The 17,417-nt window shown below is 36.7% G+C and carries 18 protein-coding genes; 14 read left to right on the forward strand and 4 right to left on the reverse strand.

Annotation, left to right across the window (positions count from 1 at the left end; all coding sequences use genetic code 11):
• The first annotated feature begins 89 nt into the window (after positions 1 to 89).
• Positions 90 to 1,559 carry an aldehyde dehydrogenase family protein gene (locus IHV09_RS03030; protein WP_197264127.1) on the forward strand — a complete coding sequence of 490 codons (1,470 nt, stop codon included), beginning with the start codon at positions 90 to 92 and terminating at the stop codon, positions 1,557 to 1,559.
• 59 nt (positions 1,560 to 1,618) lie between these two features.
• Here IHV09_RS03030 and IHV09_RS03035 read toward each other — a convergent pair whose 3' ends face one another.
• Positions 1,619 to 3,247: a diguanylate cyclase domain-containing protein gene (locus IHV09_RS03035; RefSeq protein ID WP_197194758.1), complete on the reverse strand. Its 1,629-nt coding sequence runs from the start codon at positions 3,245 to 3,247 to the stop codon at positions 1,619 to 1,621.
• 184 nt (positions 3,248 to 3,431) lie between these two features.
• On the opposite strand from IHV09_RS03035, the gene IHV09_RS03040 reads away from it, so the two are divergent.
• The 9 genes from IHV09_RS03040 to IHV09_RS03080 all read left to right on the forward strand — a co-directional run bounded on the left by IHV09_RS03040 (position 3,432) and on the right by IHV09_RS03080 (position 11,319).
• Positions 3,432 to 3,920: a DinB family protein gene (locus IHV09_RS03040; RefSeq protein WP_197263587.1), complete on the forward strand. Its 489-nt coding sequence runs from the start codon at positions 3,432 to 3,434 to the stop codon at positions 3,918 to 3,920.
• Between the two features lie 133 nt (positions 3,921 to 4,053).
• Complete coding sequence (locus IHV09_RS03045) at positions 4,054 to 4,818, forward strand: SDR family NAD(P)-dependent oxidoreductase (protein ID WP_197263588.1); 765 nt, start codon at positions 4,054 to 4,056, stop codon at positions 4,816 to 4,818.
• 216 nt (positions 4,819 to 5,034) lie between these two features.
• Positions 5,035 to 5,499: a GNAT family N-acetyltransferase gene (locus tag IHV09_RS03050; protein ID WP_197194755.1), complete on the forward strand. Its 465-nt coding sequence runs from the start codon at positions 5,035 to 5,037 to the stop codon at positions 5,497 to 5,499.
• Between the two features lie 136 nt (positions 5,500 to 5,635).
• Complete coding sequence (locus IHV09_RS03055; RefSeq protein WP_197263589.1) at positions 5,636 to 6,130, forward strand: hypothetical protein; 495 nt, start codon at positions 5,636 to 5,638, stop codon at positions 6,128 to 6,130.
• 12 nt (positions 6,131 to 6,142) lie between these two features.
• Entirely contained in the window at positions 6,143 to 6,412 is a 270-nt protein-coding gene (locus IHV09_RS03060) for a hypothetical protein (protein WP_197263590.1), read from the forward strand.
• Between the two features lie 185 nt (positions 6,413 to 6,597).
• Positions 6,598 to 7,197 carry an alpha/beta fold hydrolase gene (locus IHV09_RS03065; RefSeq protein WP_370568950.1) on the forward strand — a complete coding sequence of 200 codons (600 nt, stop codon included), beginning with the start codon at positions 6,598 to 6,600 and terminating at the stop codon, positions 7,195 to 7,197.
• Positions 7,198 to 7,269: 72 nt separating this feature from the next.
• Positions 7,270 to 7,521 (forward strand): hypothetical protein, encoded by a 252-nt coding sequence (locus tag IHV09_RS03070; protein WP_197127275.1) that lies wholly within the window; start codon positions 7,270 to 7,272, stop codon positions 7,519 to 7,521.
• A 168-nt stretch (positions 7,522 to 7,689) separates the two neighbouring features.
• Positions 7,690 to 9,147, forward strand: coding sequence for a protein adenylyltransferase SelO (locus IHV09_RS03075; RefSeq protein ID WP_197263591.1), 1,458 nt, complete (start codon positions 7,690 to 7,692; stop codon positions 9,145 to 9,147).
• 225 nt (positions 9,148 to 9,372) lie between these two features.
• The gene (locus tag IHV09_RS03080; RefSeq protein WP_197263592.1) at positions 9,373 to 11,319 is read left to right on the forward strand and encodes an LTA synthase family protein; all 1,947 of its coding nucleotides are present in this window, start codon (positions 9,373 to 9,375) and stop codon (positions 11,317 to 11,319) included.
• Positions 11,320 to 11,720: 401 nt separating this feature from the next.
• On the opposite strand, the gene IHV09_RS03085 is transcribed toward IHV09_RS03080, so the two are convergent.
• Both IHV09_RS03085 and IHV09_RS03090 read right to left on the reverse strand, forming a co-directional pair.
• Positions 11,721 to 12,407, reverse strand: coding sequence for a DUF1796 family putative cysteine peptidase (locus IHV09_RS03085; protein ID WP_197263593.1), 687 nt, complete (start codon positions 12,405 to 12,407; stop codon positions 11,721 to 11,723).
• A 69-nt stretch (positions 12,408 to 12,476) separates the two neighbouring features.
• Positions 12,477 to 12,905, reverse strand: a complete 429-nt coding sequence (locus IHV09_RS03090; protein ID WP_137790116.1) for a hypothetical protein — start codon at positions 12,903 to 12,905, stop codon at positions 12,477 to 12,479.
• Positions 12,906 to 13,112: 207 nt separating this feature from the next.
• Between IHV09_RS03090 and pheA the strand changes: the two genes are divergently transcribed.
• From pheA to IHV09_RS03110, 4 genes are all read left to right on the forward strand, one after another.
• Complete coding sequence (pheA, locus tag IHV09_RS03095) at positions 13,113 to 13,937, forward strand: prephenate dehydratase (protein ID WP_197194748.1); 825 nt, start codon at positions 13,113 to 13,115, stop codon at positions 13,935 to 13,937.
• Between the two features lie 403 nt (positions 13,938 to 14,340).
• Positions 14,341 to 15,090 carry a hypothetical protein gene (locus IHV09_RS03100; RefSeq protein ID WP_370568920.1) on the forward strand — a complete coding sequence of 250 codons (750 nt, stop codon included), beginning with the start codon at positions 14,341 to 14,343 and terminating at the stop codon, positions 15,088 to 15,090.
• Between the two features lie 330 nt (positions 15,091 to 15,420).
• Complete coding sequence (locus IHV09_RS03105) at positions 15,421 to 15,903, forward strand: NUDIX hydrolase (protein ID WP_197127281.1); 483 nt, start codon at positions 15,421 to 15,423, stop codon at positions 15,901 to 15,903.
• 62 nt (positions 15,904 to 15,965) lie between these two features.
• Positions 15,966 to 16,637, forward strand: coding sequence for a permease (locus tag IHV09_RS03110; protein WP_197263594.1), 672 nt, complete (start codon positions 15,966 to 15,968; stop codon positions 16,635 to 16,637).
• 90 nt (positions 16,638 to 16,727) lie between these two features.
• On the opposite strand, the gene IHV09_RS03115 is transcribed toward IHV09_RS03110, so the two are convergent.
• Positions 16,728 to 17,381, reverse strand: a complete 654-nt coding sequence (locus IHV09_RS03115) for a DsbA family oxidoreductase (protein WP_312035203.1) — start codon at positions 17,379 to 17,381, stop codon at positions 16,728 to 16,730.
• Positions 17,382 to 17,417 lie beyond the last annotated feature (36 nt).

The raw sequence follows: 17,417 nt of genomic DNA on the forward strand, positions 1-17,417 counted from the left end.
AAGCAGATTGATTTACATCGTCTAAAAATAGGAGTAAGGTCTTAACTAATCTTTTGTAAGTAAAAGGAGTGGAAATGAAGATGAATAAAATGAACACCGATTTTTCAAATATATATATTAACGGCGAATGGAGAAAAGGAAGCAGTGATAGCTTCATGAAAAACACGAATCCGTTCACAGATGAGGAGCTTGTTACGATTCAAGCTGCGACGAAAGAAGACTTGGACGAAGCTTATGAAGCGGCGAGAATTGCTCAAGCTGAATGGGCAAACGAACTTCCACAAAACAAGCGTGCTGTCTTAGAAAAAGTAGCTGACGTTATGCAAGAGAATGAGGAGCTTATTATTGATTGGATCATCAAAGAATCAGGCTCAACGTATATGAAAGCTATCTCAGAATTTCGGGCATCTATCAATATTTTAAAAGAATCAACAACATATCCTTATCGTATGGAAGGAAAGATTCTTCCATCACAAACAGCAGGGAAGGAAAATAGAGTGTACCGTAATCCATTAGGTGTAATTGGAATTATTAGTCCTTGGAATTTTCCGTTCCATCTGGCTATTCGATCCATCGCACCTGCCATCGCGACTGGAAATGCTGTTGTTATCAAACCAGCTACTGACACACCGGTAACTGGTGGTTTAATCTTTGCGAGTATTTTTGAAGCGGCTGGACTTCCAAAAGGTCTGATTAATGTTATCGTAGGACGTGGTTCAGAAATTGGAGATGAGATTGTCACACATCCAACCCCGCGTCTGATCTCGTTTACAGGTTCTACGGAAGTCGGCAGACACATCGGTGAACTTGCTGGTAAGAACTTAAAGAAATCTGCTCTTGAATTAGGCGGTAATAACGTATTTATCGCGTTAAAAGAAGCAGACATTGATCAAGCCGTAGATTCAGCCCTGTTTGGAAAGTTCTATCACCAAGGGCAAATCTGTATGGCGATCAATCGTATCTTTGTACATCAAGACATTTATGAAGAATTTGCAGAAACCTTTGTTCAACGTGCAAAAAATCTAAAATTTGGTGACCCGTCCAAAAAAGATACGAACGTTGGTCCATTAATCAATAGAGACCAAGTTGATCGAATCTTAAAAGATATTGAAGCGAGTGTTTCACAGGGTGCGAAGATTCGTATTGGTGGAGATGCCGACGGAAATGTTTTAGAACCTACTGTAATAACAGATGTGAATAACGAAATGCCTTTAGCGAAGAATGAAATTTTTGGACCAGTAGCTATTCTTGTTCCGTTTGAAAAGGATGAAGACGTTGTTCAAATGGCAAATGCTTATCCGTACGGACTGAGCGGAGCCGTTCACTCTAAAAACATTGAACATGCAACAAACATAGCTCATGACATTCATACAGGTATGATTCACATCAATGACCAATCTGTTAACGATGAACCTCACATGCCATTTGGTGGAGAAAAAGATTCAGGACTTGGTCGATTTAATGGTGAGTGGGTGTTAGAAGAATTCACTACTCTAAAATGGTTATCTGTGCAACGTAATCCAAGAAATTATGGACCTTTCATTAGCCAATTAAAGTAAATAAGTACAAAAAGCATCCGGATGTCTTCATTCGGATGCTTTCTTTATTTGAAGCAATTTTATGATGTTTTTCGAAATGGGTAAAAACTCAACTTATTTTTACCCGTGTTCTTTGAAACGTATAGTGCCTCATCTGCATATTCAAGTATGGTTTGTGGTGAAACGTCCTGAGCTACCCATTCAGCTGATCCCATGCTGCATCCAATTTTTATAGAATGTTCCTGAATAAAAAATGGTCGGTTAAGAGTGTCTATGAGGAATTGTGAGATCTCGGTTATTTCATTCAGATAATTCTCCTGAATCGGAAGTACAACTACAAATTCATCTCCACCCAAACGTGCTGCAAAATGTTCCTTCTTTATTAATGAATCAATGATACGCTTACCAACTTCTATTAAAAGTAGATCTCCTGCATGATGTCCATGTGAATCATTGATTGATTTAAAACCGTCCAGGTCCAAATAAAGCACCCCATAGCTACCATTAGAACAATCAAAGCGAACTGAATTCATGTACTCTAAAAGAGCTAACCGATTCGGCATACTTGTCAGATAGTCGGTATGTGCCATGTTCTCCATCTTGTCTAACTGTTTTTCTGTTTGTTTTAATGATGAGATTAAGCTTCTAAAAGAAGAACTTAGAACTTCTATATCTTTGATTCCTCGCAACAAAGGAATCTCTACGATCTCACCATCTTTCAACTTGTCAGCAGAAATAGCCAAGTCAAAAAGAGGACGAGAAACTCTCTTAGTGATAAACCATCCTATTACAGCCATAAGTAGAGAAATCACAATACCACAGACTAAAATGAATGTTTGCAGATATTGGACGGATGCATAAGCCGCTTGTTCTGATTGACGAATGACAACCGTCCAGCCTAATCCTGGATAATTTTGATATCCGTCGCCAAAAGCATAGCCTGTCACATACTCTTTTCCATCTGGCCAACGTACAAAATTCCACTCGTTTCTCTTTCCTTTATTATCGAGATCACTTATCTTTATTTTTTTACCTAGATCATTTTTATGGCCTAATAATACTGTATCTTCTTTACTGATTATGTACACTTCCACATCTTTTTTCTGCTCTTTAATGGGCTTTAGAATCGCAGCTTCCACTTCTTTAGACCACTCCCAGCTGAGATGGGCGGCTAACACACCTTGGAAAACACCATTTTTATCTGTTAATGGTGTACTGATATCAACTAATTGTAAGGGTGAACCATCCTTGGTTGGAATCAGTTTGGATAACAAAAGGGCATCATGAACATCACCGATAAAAGGCTGTTCAGTTGCTTTTTGAAAAACGGGACGAGCAGATATATCTTGGTTGATGAGAAGTTTCTTTGTTGAAGCTTGAATGACTCCTTGTTGATTCGTTATTCCAACCCAAGAGAAGGAGGGAATTTTATTTTGAAGCTGATCGATCAGAAATTGTGCTTCATTTATTCTTCTTGGGTCTTTCAGAACTTCCTGTTCACTCAAAACTTGTAGTTCCTGGTATCTGGACCACATAAAAGAATCAAGGTTGTGGGATAGTTGAAAAGCTGAAGAAGCTAAAGAATTACCTATTTCTTTTTCTAATAATTCGCTAGATTTATCACTGATAAAGATACTAAGAAATAATGATGTGGCTAATATGATCAATGAGATGCTCACGGACAGATACGTTTGAATTTTGATAGACATAAAACGTGACTCCTATAATAATTAAATTTATTTCATCAAGAACCCTTTGTTATATCGGAACAAGTATTGAAATGATTAGGAATCTATTAGATAAACGATGAGATAAAGTTCTCAAACGAGAATTATGGCAGTTGATTATGCTACACTACGAGGACAAGTCATATACATTAAAGGTGATGAAGAGATGCTAATTAATGATAAGATACGCCAAGATTTGTTCACAGAAGTGGAAGGAATAAATGACGAAAATCTAAATCAAAAACCTTCGGAAAATGAATGGTCTATTAAGCAAATTTTGGAACATCTATATTTAATGGAAGGTGGAATCGCAAAAAACATTAACCATCAACTCCAAAATGGTAAAGTGGTAAACGCAGAAAAGAAGCCGATCGAAGCAACAATCAATAGAGATATTAAGGTAGATGCTCCAGAGTTTGCAGTGCCAACTTCAGAATATGCATCTATTGAAGAGATAAAAATGAAATTGGCTGCGACACATAAAAATTTACTAGATATCGAGAAGACTGCTGATGCAAAAGATTTAGAAGCAAAAGGCTATCCTCATCCTATCTTCGGTGACATAAGTTTAAAACAATGGATTCCATTTGTGGCCTATCATGAACAACGACATATCCTACAAATTAAAGAAGTGAAAGAAAAGTTAAGTCTTTAAAATAGATAACGGTCAGTACATTCTCCAAGAAGGAGGATGTACTTTTTTTATTGAATGAAATGAGGATAACAAGAATGAAAGTTTCGGTTTAGGTGCAATACTGATTGAAAGAATGAAAAAAGGAGGACTGAAGATGTTGTTGAAAAACAAAATCGCAGTCGTTTATGGTGCTGGTGGTGCAATTGGCGGTGCTGTTGCGCGCGCTTTTGCAGAAGAAGGAGCTTCTGTATTTCTGGCTGGAAGATCTATGGATTCTCTTCAAATTGTAGCAGATGAGATAACAAATGCTGGAGGCAAAGCAAAAGTTACAAAAGTAGATGCACTGAATCAAAATGAAATAGTAGGACATCTGGATCGAATCGTACAACATGTGGGACAAATAGATATTTCCTTTAATGCAATAGGAATACGTGGGGACCTTCAAGGAACTCCACTAATTGAAATGTCAAAGGAAGACTTTATGACTCCTATTCTGACAGGTGTCCAGACTCATTTTCTAACAAGTACTGCAGCGGCAAAGCATATGATCAACCAAAAATCAGGGGTTATCCTAACTCTTTCTGCTTCAACTGCAGCATTGTCAGGTAGAGACCGAACCTATCATTTAACAGGAGGTTTTGCGACCGCATGTTCAGCCATTGAAGGATTTACAAGGAGCTTAGCCGGTGAGCTCGGTTCAAAAGGCATTCGTGTCGTAGCTATAAGATCAGACGCTATTCCAGAAACATGGAAACCAGATAATAATGAGATTCAGGCGTATATGGAGGAAGGAACAGCACTAGCACGTCTTCCAAAATTAAAGGAAGTTGCAGATGCAGCAGTATTTATTGCTTCTGACCGAGCAAGCGCAATAACGGGTGCCGTTATGAATGTAACGTGCGGTTCAATAATGGACTGAGTCATTTATTGGATTTTTATGTTAACATTAACTCTATTGGAATATGAAAGCTAAAGGAGCATATAAGAATGTCACATACAAATTGTGTAACATGGTCTCATGAGTAGACAAAGATGTTTATTCATGAAGGGTTAATGTTTATTTTCACCGATTCTCTATGAATGATGTCTCTGTTTACTCCCTTCTAATGATAAAAAAATAGAATGGAGAGATAGCATGATTCATTTAAACCTACTAACTGAGCAAGAATTTAAGGAATATCAAACATTCATGATTTCAGATTATGCCCTTGAAATCACTAAGAACTTTAACCTATCGTTACAGTCAGCATTAGAAGAATCAGAAATGATGATGAAGGACCTATGGAAAGATGGGTTGTTTACTGAAGGTCAGTATTTATACAAAATTAAAGACTCCAAAACCAATGAAAAAGTAGGAATCCTCTGGTATGGATTGATACCAGAAATCAATCAAGCCTACGTGTATCATATTTTCATAGACGAGCTCTATAGAAGAAAAGGATACGGAAAAGGTACATTAGAAAAGCTTCAAAGTATGTTAAAACAGTCAGGTATAGACTCTATTGGGTTAAGTGTTTTTGGGGAAAATGAAGCCGCTTATCAGTTATATAAGAAATTAGGGTATAAAAATACAAGAATATCAATGGAATTCATCTTATAGAACATTATTAAATAAAAGTTTGTGGTAAAGCTTAGGGTCATGGTGACTCTGAGCTTTTTTTCATTCTAATAAATGTGATTTACAGTAACAGGAATTAAATTCCATAAGGAGAATATAGAGAATTAGAGGTGATTGTATGAAAAAAATACTTGGCTTTTTACTTTTAATCATGTTGGCAGCTTGCAGTGAAAAAGGAGCCGTAGAAAAGCTGAAAATGAATTATCCGAGTGTAAAGAAAGAGATAGAGCAAATGTCGACAGAGGTGCAGAATAAAATGGCAGCTCCAGAAAAACTTCCTTTTCAGCCAAAAGATGTCCAATTAACATATGCTGCAGAACCGGCGGGAGATCCAAAAGGGGATATCTTACATACTGAATTTATTTATGGTAATGAAAAAGGTTCTATCCTTCATGTAACCACGTTTCTAAATAAAAAGGCAACTTTTAATGATGAAGGTGAGAAGAAGACAACAAAATTAAAAGATGGAACTGAGGTTGTTATTGAAGCTGAATCATCTGAAGTTATGGCCATTCGTTGGAGGAAAGACGATGTTTATTACGGGATGATGTTGATGGGTTCTGAATTTAAGATGGAGGATCTTTTGAAATCAGCAAATTCGATGGACTATTAGGAGGTGTTTATTTTGAGTGGAAAATACAGTTATATTTCGTTACTCTTAAGTGCTACTACAGTCGCTTTCTTTCTTTTTATACAAACATATGCCTTTTCTATAGAGTATTTGCGGTTTATCTTGTGGGTAGGAGTACTCTCTGCCATGTATTTTGCATTTCGGTCACCTAAAAAGATCGGTATTCGGGGATTGGCAATTACAGCAGCACTCATTCTCGGAGTTCCTCTTTTACTTATGGAGATGGTCGGATTAGCGTGGCGAAATGGTGGATTCGGAAATTAAGTGAGACATTTGTAGAAAAGAGTAATAAGTTATCTCAAGAATTCTCAAACTATGGGGGACTAAATGATTTTACATACTGAAGTTATAGGAATGGGAGAACCTGTAATCTTCCTGCATACAGGTTTACAAACAGGTAATACAGATTATGAATACCAAAGTGAATATTTTAAAACAACTATAAAGTAATTAAACCTGATTTAAGAGGTCATGGAAAGTCATATACAAATGATTGTTCTAATTTCTTTCAAGACTCTGCCACTGACCTCCTAGAAACAATGGAACATTTACAAATAAAAAAAGCGCACATAGTTGGTTGTTCGCTAGGTGCATTAGTGGGTTTGATTCTTTCACAAAATTATCCCCATAAAGTTCAATCATTAACAATTTCAGGTGTTTTACCAGAAAAGCCTTCTAACTGGTTAGAACTACATCAAAAAGACGTAGCAAATCAATCGAGTATCTTAGAGAATCAAGAAATAATCGATTATTTTAATAATCTCCATGGTGAAGGATGGAAGCAGTTTATTCTTATGGGTAGAAAAGAAGATTGGTATCCTTTTAAAGAAACTAGTGGATTGAAAGAGATGAGTCTACCTATTTTATTTTTAGTTGGAGAAGGTAGTGTTAATGAAACAAAAGGGGCAATTATCTATCCAAAGTTAAATAAACATGTTCATGTTTCGATTATCCCTTATGCATCTCATTTAGTGCATTCAGAGCAACCAGAAATATATACAAAGATTTTAGAATTATTCTTAAATAAACATGCAATCATTCAGCTTTAGATAACGATTACCGAAACTTTCCATCACCTATAACGTATTAAATAATAAGACAAAAAATAGGGGTGGAGAGTAATGATTGAGGTTAGTGTAAAAAAGATAGATAACAACTTTATTATTCGATGGCAGCTATTAAGGGTAGAGATTCCTGCCGATGAAATTCTTAATGTAGGATTAGACGATACATATGGTGGAGAAAATAAGGAAGCTATCCGTATCGGTTTCCCGTATGGAATGACAGATCGGGTTTTTATTGAGACAAAAAAACAAACCTATATTTTGTTTACTTCTAATCCATCAGCTATTATGAAAAAACTAAGTGCTTAAGGAATGATATCGTTTAGACAGAACTCGGATTAAATTTTTCCGAGTTTTCTTATGATCAATTACTTTCTAATCAGAGTAATATACAGATAACAAACAAGGTCAGATCTAATATGTTAAGGTGGAATTAGAAATCAAGGATATAATCATATAAAAGAAGGTGTTCTTCTCATGACGAAAGTAAAAGGCTGGAATTTAGATAACAGTTATGCTGAACTTCCAAGTAAATTTTTCTCTATCATCGACCCAAATCCAGTTGTTTCACCAAAATTAGTCGTGCTTAATGAATCGGTGGCTATGTCTCTTGGATTGAACGCAGAATTCCTTCGAGATGAAGATGCTGTAAACGTATTTGCAGGCAACGAGCTTCCGGAAGGTGGATCTTCTATAGCGCAAGCCTATGCGGGACATCAGTTTGGTTATTTTAATATGTTAGGTGATGGACGAGCATTAATGGTAGGAGAGCAGATCACTCATGATGGGAAACGTTATGACATTCAACTAAAGGGTTCAGGAAGGACTCCCTATTCTAGAGGAGGAGACGGACGGGCAGCTCTTGGTCCGATGCTTCGTGAATATATTGTGAGTGAAGTGATGCACGCATTAGGCATTCCAACGACCCGAAGTCTAGCGGTTGTGACCACTGGTGAATCAATCATGCGTGAAACGGCTCTTTCAGGAGCAATCATGACCAGGGTAGCGTCAAGCCATCTACGAGTGGGTACGTTTGAGTTTGCATCAAAATGGGGAACACTCGATGAATTGAAAAAGTTAGCAGATTATAGTTTGAAGCGTCATTATCCTGAAGTGGAGAGTGACGGAAATCCATATTTGAGCTTACTCAAAAAAGTGATTGAACAGCAGGCGTATTTAATTTCGAAGTGGCAGCTTGTTGGTTTTATCCACGGCGTTATGAACACCGACAATATGACAATCAGCGGAGAAACGATTGATTATGGCCCTTGTGCATTCATGGACAAATATGATCCACTAACTGTTTTCAGTTCAATTGATAGAGAAGGGCGTTATGCTTACGCTAACCAGCCTCGAATAGCTGGTTGGAATCTCGCTCGATTTGCTGAAACCTTATTGCCACTCTTACATGATGATCAAGAAAAAGCGGTTGAATTGGCACAAGAAGTTCTATATGGTTTTTCTGATCTGTATCATGCAAACTATTTTAGAGGAATGCGATCAAAGCTTGGACTATATAATGAAGAGAAAAAAGATCAATCTTTGATAGAAGAATTACTTTCGCTCATGACTACCTATAAAGCTGACTATACCAATACATTCCGTTCTTTAACATTAGGTGAAAAGGAGTGTTCTGCACTTTTTGAAGCCGAGGACTTTAAGATATGGGTCCATAAATGGGAAGAAAGAAAAGCAAGGCAGTCAGAGTCGAAAGAAGAATCTATTCAGTTGATGCGAAACAGCAACCCAGCTGTCATTCCAAGAAATCATAGGGTGGAAGAGGCTATTCAAGCAGCTGAAAACGGTGATTACAGTGTGCTAAAAAAACTTCACAATGTTTTATCAGTACCGTACGATTACTCTAAGAAACAAGAAGAATACACTACATTACCACCCGAAACAGAAGGACCTTATCGAACATTTTGTGGTACGTAATAACATAAAAATACATGACGGACATATAGATAAAAAGCTGCTCAAGTAGAGTAGCTTTTTCTTATATCCATAATATCTCATGGAAATAGAGGAAGGTATGTTTCGTTGACTTTTTAGTTAATAAGGTGTACTATCTTTTATATTGTTTTCCGCGAAAGTAATTGATAAAGATCTAAAAATAAAATAGAATGATAGATTGGTTACTGAAACTTCAGAGGTGATAGAATGATTAACCAAAAACAATTATTAAACAAACATATGGGATTTTTCCTGCTTACAGTTGTTTTAGTTTGGATAAAATCTTATGCCGCTTATAAAACGGAATTTAATTTGGGAGTTGAAGGTGGATTTCAAGAATTCATCTTGTTTATCAATCCAATTGGATCGGCACTCTTATTTGTAGGCTTTGCCTTATTTGCAAAGGGAAGAAAATCATACGTTTGGATGATTATCATCAATACAGCAATGACTCTAATGTTATTTGCAAATATGCTTTATTACCGCTTTTTCACTGACTTTATCACGCTGCCAACATTAACGCAGACAAAAAATGCAGGAACAATCGGAAATAGTATAGGAGCTCTGTTCAATCCGTATGACGTCCTGTTTTTTCTAGATATCGTTGTATTATTAGTATTAGTCTTAACAAAGAAAATTAATCCAGAACCAATCAGAGTAAAACGTAAAAGTATCTTAACGGTTGGTCTAGCTGCAGTCATTGCATTATCTGCAAACTTATTGTTAGCGGAAATGGATCGCCCGCAGTTGTTGACTAGAACGTTTGACCGAAACTATATCGTGAAATATTTAGGAATGTATAACTACACGCTCTATGACGCGGTCCTAAGCTCAAAATCTTCCGCTCAGCGTGCACTTGCTGATACAGATGATGTTACAGAAGTGGAGAACTATGTGAAGGCTAATTATGCTGAACCTAATCCGGAATATTTCGGAAAAGCAAAAGGCATGAACGTCATCTATCTGCACTTAGAGTCTTTACAGAATTTTGCGATCAATTACAAATTGAACGGACAAGAAGTAACACCTTTCTTAAACTCGTTAACACAAGATAAAAACACGTTGTATTTTAACAATTTTTATCATCAAACATCACAAGGTAAAACAGCTGATGCTGAGTTTATGATTGAGAACTCGTTATATGGATTACCACAAGGAACAGCGTTTACAACAAAAGGCGAAAACACTTATCAAGCGGCACCAGCCATTATGGAGCAACAAGGCTATTCGACAGCCGTATTCCATGGTAACTACAAGTCCTTCTGGAATCGCGATGTGATCTATAAGCGCTTTGGTTATCAAAAGTTCTTTGATGCAGAACATTACGATATGAACGAGGAAGATGTAGAGAACTATGGTCTTAAAGATAAACCGTTCTTTGAAGAATCTATGCCGATGCTCAAATCGTTAAAGCAGCCGTTCTATTCTAAATTCATTACTTTATCAAACCATTTCCCTTATCCGATCACAGAAGAGGAAGCAACGATTGAGCCTCATACAACAGGAGATGGAACGGTGGACCGTTATTTCCAAACGGCAAGATATATGGACGAAGCTCTTCAACAGTTCTTTACTGACTTAAAAGAGGCTGGACTATACGATAATACAATGGTCGTTATGTATGGTGACCATTATGGAATCGCTGAGACGCGTAATAAATCAATGGCAAAAGTACTCGGAAAAGAGATCACTCCTTTTGAGAACACACAACTTCAAAAGGTGCCATTATTCATTCATGCACCAGGATTAAAAGGTGGGACTATTGATAAAGTCGGAGGACAGATCGACATTCGTCCAACGCTTATGCACTTGTTAGGAATGGATACAAAAGAATATATTCAATTCGGTACGGATCTGTTATCTAAGAATCATGACCAAGTCCTTCCGTTGCGTAATGGTGATTTTGTTTCACCTACTGTAACCGGAATTGATGGCAAATATTACGACTCTAAATCCGGTGAGTCTGTTAAGGAAACAAAAGAAATTAAAGCGATCGAAAAAGAAGCAGAGACGAAGTTGGATCTATCTGACCGAACCGTTTACGGTGACTTGCTTCGATTCCATAAAGTAAAAGGATTCAAGCCAGTTGATCCTTCTAAATATGATTACAACATCAAAGAAGAAGAAAAACCTAAAAGTGAAACAAACGAGTAACTTAAAAAGCCGTCCAGATTTTGGACGGCTTTTTTGCTTTAAAAAGACAAGAAGCTCAACATGTATAAATGTTAAGCTTCATTCATAGAACAGTCTTAAATTTCTTCTAGTTTTTCACCCAAAAGCTGAATATCGCGTACTAACTTTTGTTTGTGTTTTTCACATTTACAGCATTTATATTCTTCAAACAATAGACCTAATTTTTTTATAATCTTTATTGCTATTTGGTCATCACACATCTTTAAAAACATCCTAATCTAGTTATATTATCCTAAATAAGAGCGTAGCACATGATGACTAGCTAGGAAACCTTCTGCTGTAAACTTTTTATTAGAATTTATAAATATATTAAGAAAAACCTGGATAGCGTTAGAATAAACTTGCACACCCATATTGTAGAATTAATATTTTATTGAAATGCCATTTAATAAAAGGTCCCAAGTATCATTATGTGTAATGGGATCTATTTTTACAGGTACATAAATGACACACACATGCTTCATACCCCAATTTACTTCTGTTAGTTGTCCTACCTTGTCTGTAGGATAAATCATTAGAATGTTAAAATCACCTTTTACACATGTGGATAATACCATCTCTAATTCAGCAGTTTCTTTTTTCAGTTGCTCTTCATCGATATCAATAACCGACCATCTAATAAATAATAAAGAAGAGCTCTTTCTAAACCATTCGTACATTCTCTGCACTCGTTGTTTGATGGTACGTCTAAAGTTTAGATAATTTAAGATCCAATGTTGTTCTGGAATAATAGGGAAATCATGTACAGATATAACGTTATATTTATGATCCTTAATGAAGTGAGAATGAGAACCTGTAGTAACACCTTGATCATCTAGCACATAACCAGGTTTGTAAGTATGAATCTTTTCCATATTTCTAAACTTCATGTACCTCTTAAATCTGGTCCTTAAAAGCTCATTGATTCCAGCTAAAGAATGCGAGCAAACCCAATCAAAGGGGAAAGCTACTTTTCTTAAGAAATGTCTTCTAAGATGTATACCAGGACCGCATTCACTTCCAAGACTGATTACGGCATCGTATGGTTTCTTTATGTCCTGTAATCTCATTTGTTCACCTCTCTGTTTCAATAATTCTTGTAAAAAACAACCTTCACAAAGAAGGTTGTTTCTATATTGTTAATCGCTTACCGCAACCCCAGAGAAGCTTTCAGGTCCTACTCGGACAACGCCAACTAAACTTACTGAAATATAAGCTGAATATGTTTGTTGAATATCCGCTGGAGGATTAAAATCAAGCGCGTTAAATGCAAAAGTCTGTGGTCCTAAAATATTTAAGTCCATATTTTCACTGGCAGAATAAACTAGAGGAGAGTTTGGGCTTGTACCCCGCACGACTTGAATCGTTATCGTAGTGACGGCAGGAAGTAATGGCAGCTGCAGCGAAACGGCACCTTGTAAGAGCACCCTAATATTAGGGCCAGCTCCAACCGTACCTAAACCGATTCTTCCGAATAATTGGGGAGCACCTGCTACAGTAATCGGTTGGGCAATCGAGTTAGAGTAACTTGCATTTTGACTTGTTCTTAAATCAAGAAATTTAGCCAAGTAATCACCTCCCCTCTGTTTCAATATATGGTTCTTGGGTGAAAATGGCTTGTACAACAGTACAAAAAACAAGAAAATTGAGGAAAAAGATTCAGCTGTATCGTCGTTGAAGTTAAATAAGCAAATCTTTTAGTGAAAAAAGGTTGGTGTACGTCCTTAATCGTTGTATACTGATATGAAAAACTAAAGGCAGGCGTTATCTAATTCATGAAAGTTGCATACTTAGGTCCACAGGGAAGTTTCTCGGAAGAAGCTGCCTTTCGTTATTTTGCAGATCAAGAGAATGAATGGCATAAATGTGATTCTATTGTAGATGTACTTGAAGCCGTAGAAGAGGGTATAGCAGATAAAGGGATCGTACCCATTGAAAACTCAATTGAAGGCACGATTAATATTACGGCAGACGGATTGTTGAGACATGATCTCTTTGTAGAAGCTGAGATCATCTTTCCCGTTTCCTTGCACCTTTTGGCATTAAAAGGAGCTCATTTAGAAGAGATACGTGAAGTATGGTCAATCGTTCCTGCTCTCGCGCAGTGTAGAGATTTTATTCGAGAAGCAAAAGTAAAGAGCAAGCATTATGATAGCACATCTGCAGCGGCACAAGCTGTTAACAATCAAGAAAGAAAAGATGTTGCCGCCATTGCATCCAAGTATGCTGCCGAAGTCTTTGATCTAGAGATTATTAAAAGTGGGATTCAAGACAACAGCAATAACCATACGCGTTTTGTTGTGATCAGCAAGGAGAATAAAGAAATTCACCCCGAGAACACAAAAACGATGTTGTTGATTTCACCAACATCAGATTATTCTGGTGTCCTTTCATCCATATTGAACGTATTTACAGCGCTATCTATCAACTTAACGTGGATTGAATCAAGACCAACGAAAAAGCAGCTTGGGACGTATCATTTTTTTGTAGAAGCTCAAAATGGTTTTCATGAAGAGAAAATGAACAAAGCAATTACGATACTTGAAGCCTTCGGACATGATGTACGAGTTTTGGGAAGCTACAGAACTACAAAGCTATAACTGGGAAAGAGCTCCGAGTATGTGGGGGCTCTTTTTATTTGGTCACTTATTTTGTTTTCAGCAATAATACAATGCAGTAAAGCATAGCGATCCCTACGACAAGCCATGTGTAAATCAACGAAAGGCCGAGTCCTAAAGGTGTACTAAGATTATCCCGAGGACTAGTCAAACCTGCAATAATAAGGGGGAGTGCTCCGATTAGGTAAAGGAATAGAGTCGTACATACGTTTTTAGTGGTGTGTTTTCTTAGAAAGATAATAAGTATAAACGAGGTAAATAAAAATAGTTCACTGACAAAAATAACGCTTTCCAATTCATAACCTCCTTAACATGTTAACGGTGCTAATTGATGATGATATACTTAATTGTAAATATATAGTATGAGTGTAAGGGGAGATGTTAGGTGTATCCAACACATCATATTCTTGAAACGTGGAAGAAGTTCGATTCTTTTCCTATGGAAACCTTAACGAAGGCTTGGTACTTCCATAAGGGAACGGCAAAAAAACAAAGAGACGTCTCGTTGATGAAAGAGCATAGGATTCAATACGGCAATACGGGAAACTGCTTTGATCTAGCACTATGGTTATTAGATGAATGTAAACAAGATAGAATCAAAGCCTATCCAATTGGTTCAAAGTTTCATTCCGATGAAGCACATGTAGCTGTTGTGGCATTAGATGAGAATGGTAACCGCTATTTGTGTGATCTAGGTGATCAGTGGCTGCAACCCATCCTCGTTGAAACAAATAGTAAAGACTTTTCAAATGAAAAGTTAAAAGGGTTCTTTCCTGCGGCTGAAATCCAAGTCCAGTCTAGAAATCAAAACCAGATTGAAATCCTTTATCATAGACCAAATGGCAAAGTTTCAAATCAAATATTTGATCTGACACCTATTGATACTGATATCTTCTTAAGGGGAGCTGAATATTCGCAGAATCTCATATATCCAAAGCCTCTCTTTGAATGTAGAGTACCTTATAAAGATGAGACTGCACACTGGGAGTTCTTCAATTGGGAAAGCTTTTTAAGTACGAGTGAAGGCTTGATTAAGGGAGATCAAACCGATTCAATTGAACATTGGGTAGAAGTCATTCATCAGAAAAGCGGCTATCGGAAAGACTTTTTAAATGAAGCGTTGTACAGGTATTGATAAGTTGTTTACTAAGGAAGTGAATAAAATAAAATTAAAGGCGATAATAAACAAATCTGTCCTGCTAGTTCTAATCATTGTTACAGGCTTATATTGTGTAGTGCATATCGTATTTGATCTTTCTTTTAATCCCACAATAAAACTTGCTACAAATATCATCGAAGCTTTGTTTTTTCTTTTTTCATTCATTTATGTAAGCGTTGATTTTGAAAAATGATTAAATATGGCCGTCTTATCATCGACCTATCATCACGAAATCATGGGAATAACTTCTAATTGAACCTATGATGAAATAGGGTAATAGAAATCTATTTATTGGAGGTCATAGTGATGATAATGCCAACTCATATTGTGGCAGTGGCAGGATATGTGGAAGATGGTAAAGGGAATGTATTATTAGTAAAAACGATACATAATGGCTGGGTGTTTCCTGGAGGACAAGTAGAAGCAGGAGAAAATTTAATCGACGCATTGGTTCGTGAAATAAAGGAAGAGAGCGGTATTGATACTACCGTTTCATATCTCTCGGGTGTGTACTCGAACACGGCACAATATACTTGGCATGACGGAGTCACGAACGTTCCAACGAAAGTGATGTTTGATTTTGTGTGTAAACCGATTGGCGGGGAACTAGGGGTGTCTGATGAAACGACGGATAGCCGTTGGGTGCCAAAAGAAGATGTATTAGGCATGTTAACCGGAGAAGCCTATCTAACTCGGTATAGTGATTATTTAAACAATGTAGGAAAAGTAATCTATAAGGAATATGTGACAAAACCTAATTTTGAATTGAAGGTCGAGAGAAGCGTATAAATCTTTATTTTGGTTCAGATGTAGAAAATTTTATATATTAAGTGTTTTAGGGGATAAGTTTGATGATAGGAATAAGTATAGCAACAAAGTGGGAATATGATGCGACCTTAGAATATTTTCACATAAAAAAGAATGAACGCTTCGACTTTCCTTATGGCGAGTATTTCATGAGAATAATTAATGATTCCGAACTTGTTTTTTATCGTACAGGTGTAAGGAAAGTAAATGGCGTTGGTGGTAATCAGTATATGATTTCAAAATTCAACTTAACGAAGGTAATCGTAGCTGGAACATGTGCAGGCATAGACGATGCGTTTAGTAATTTAGATATCTTCGTACCCGATAAAGCCGTTCAATATGATTGTACAGTAAAAGAAGTTGAACCTTTTATTAAGCAATCCTTCATCGTTGATATTGATTTATCGAAATACGGAAATGATTTTAACACTGGAATAATTGGCACAGCTGATAAAGCAGTCGTTATGTGGAAGGACTATTTAGAGCTTAAAGAAAATCAAATAACAATCGCCGATACAGAAGCGAGTGCAATTGCTTATATCTGTAAGAAGAATGACGTTGAATGTATTATTATCAAAGGCATATCTGATTTTCCAACAGATGAGAGAAACTCAGATAAATTCGTATCAAACAAGGAACAGATTAATGTTTATTTAGAAAATACTCCTAAAGTTATGAACAAAATATTCGGTGAATATTTAAAGAGGTTTATATAATTAAGGAATTATGGCTTTAGTGAAAAAAACGCAGAGGATACTAATCCCTCTGCGTTTTTCTAATATGCGATTTGCCATACTAATGCTCTGCTATTTCTTAGGAATTTCACAGCCATCATCGTCGCAGCTCATTCCATCTTCATTGTTTAGTATCGTGATTTTGTTTTCAGCTATGATTTTGTTCAACGCTTGTACAAAAACATCTGTAGGCTGTGCACCAGTAAGCGCATATTTTTTGTCGATGAGATAGAAGGGTACACCTGTTACTCCATAAGCTTTTGCTGTTTCTTCATCAGCTCTAACCTCATCAGACAACTTATCGCTTGAAAGCATCTGTCTGACAGCTTCTCTATTTAAACCAACATCTTCTGCAAGATTTGCTAATGTTTCATGATCTCCAATATGTTTGGATTCTGTAAAAAAGGCATATAAAATGCGCTCTGTCATCTCCTGCATCTTACCTTCTTTTTTAGCAAGCATCGTCAAACGGTGAGCATCAAAGGTATTGGTTAGAATCATCGTATCCATGTGATACTCTAGTCCGGAATCCTTTGCCATTTGTATCACGTTTTGCGTGTTTGCTTTAGCGGCGTCAATACTCATGCCATATTTTTTAGATAATTTTTCATAGATGTTTTCGTTAACGTCACGTTCCATTGTAGGATCCAGTTCGAAGCAGCGATACGTTACTTCAATAGGATGATTTATCTTTTTAATAGCGTCCTCCAGACGCTTTTTGCCAATATAGCAGAATGGTCAAGCGAAGTCTGTCCACATTTC

It is taken from the genome of Fictibacillus sp. 23RED33, from assembly GCF_015903925.1.
Lineage (GTDB): Bacteria > Bacillota > Bacilli > Bacillales > Fictibacillaceae > Fictibacillus > Fictibacillus phosphorivorans.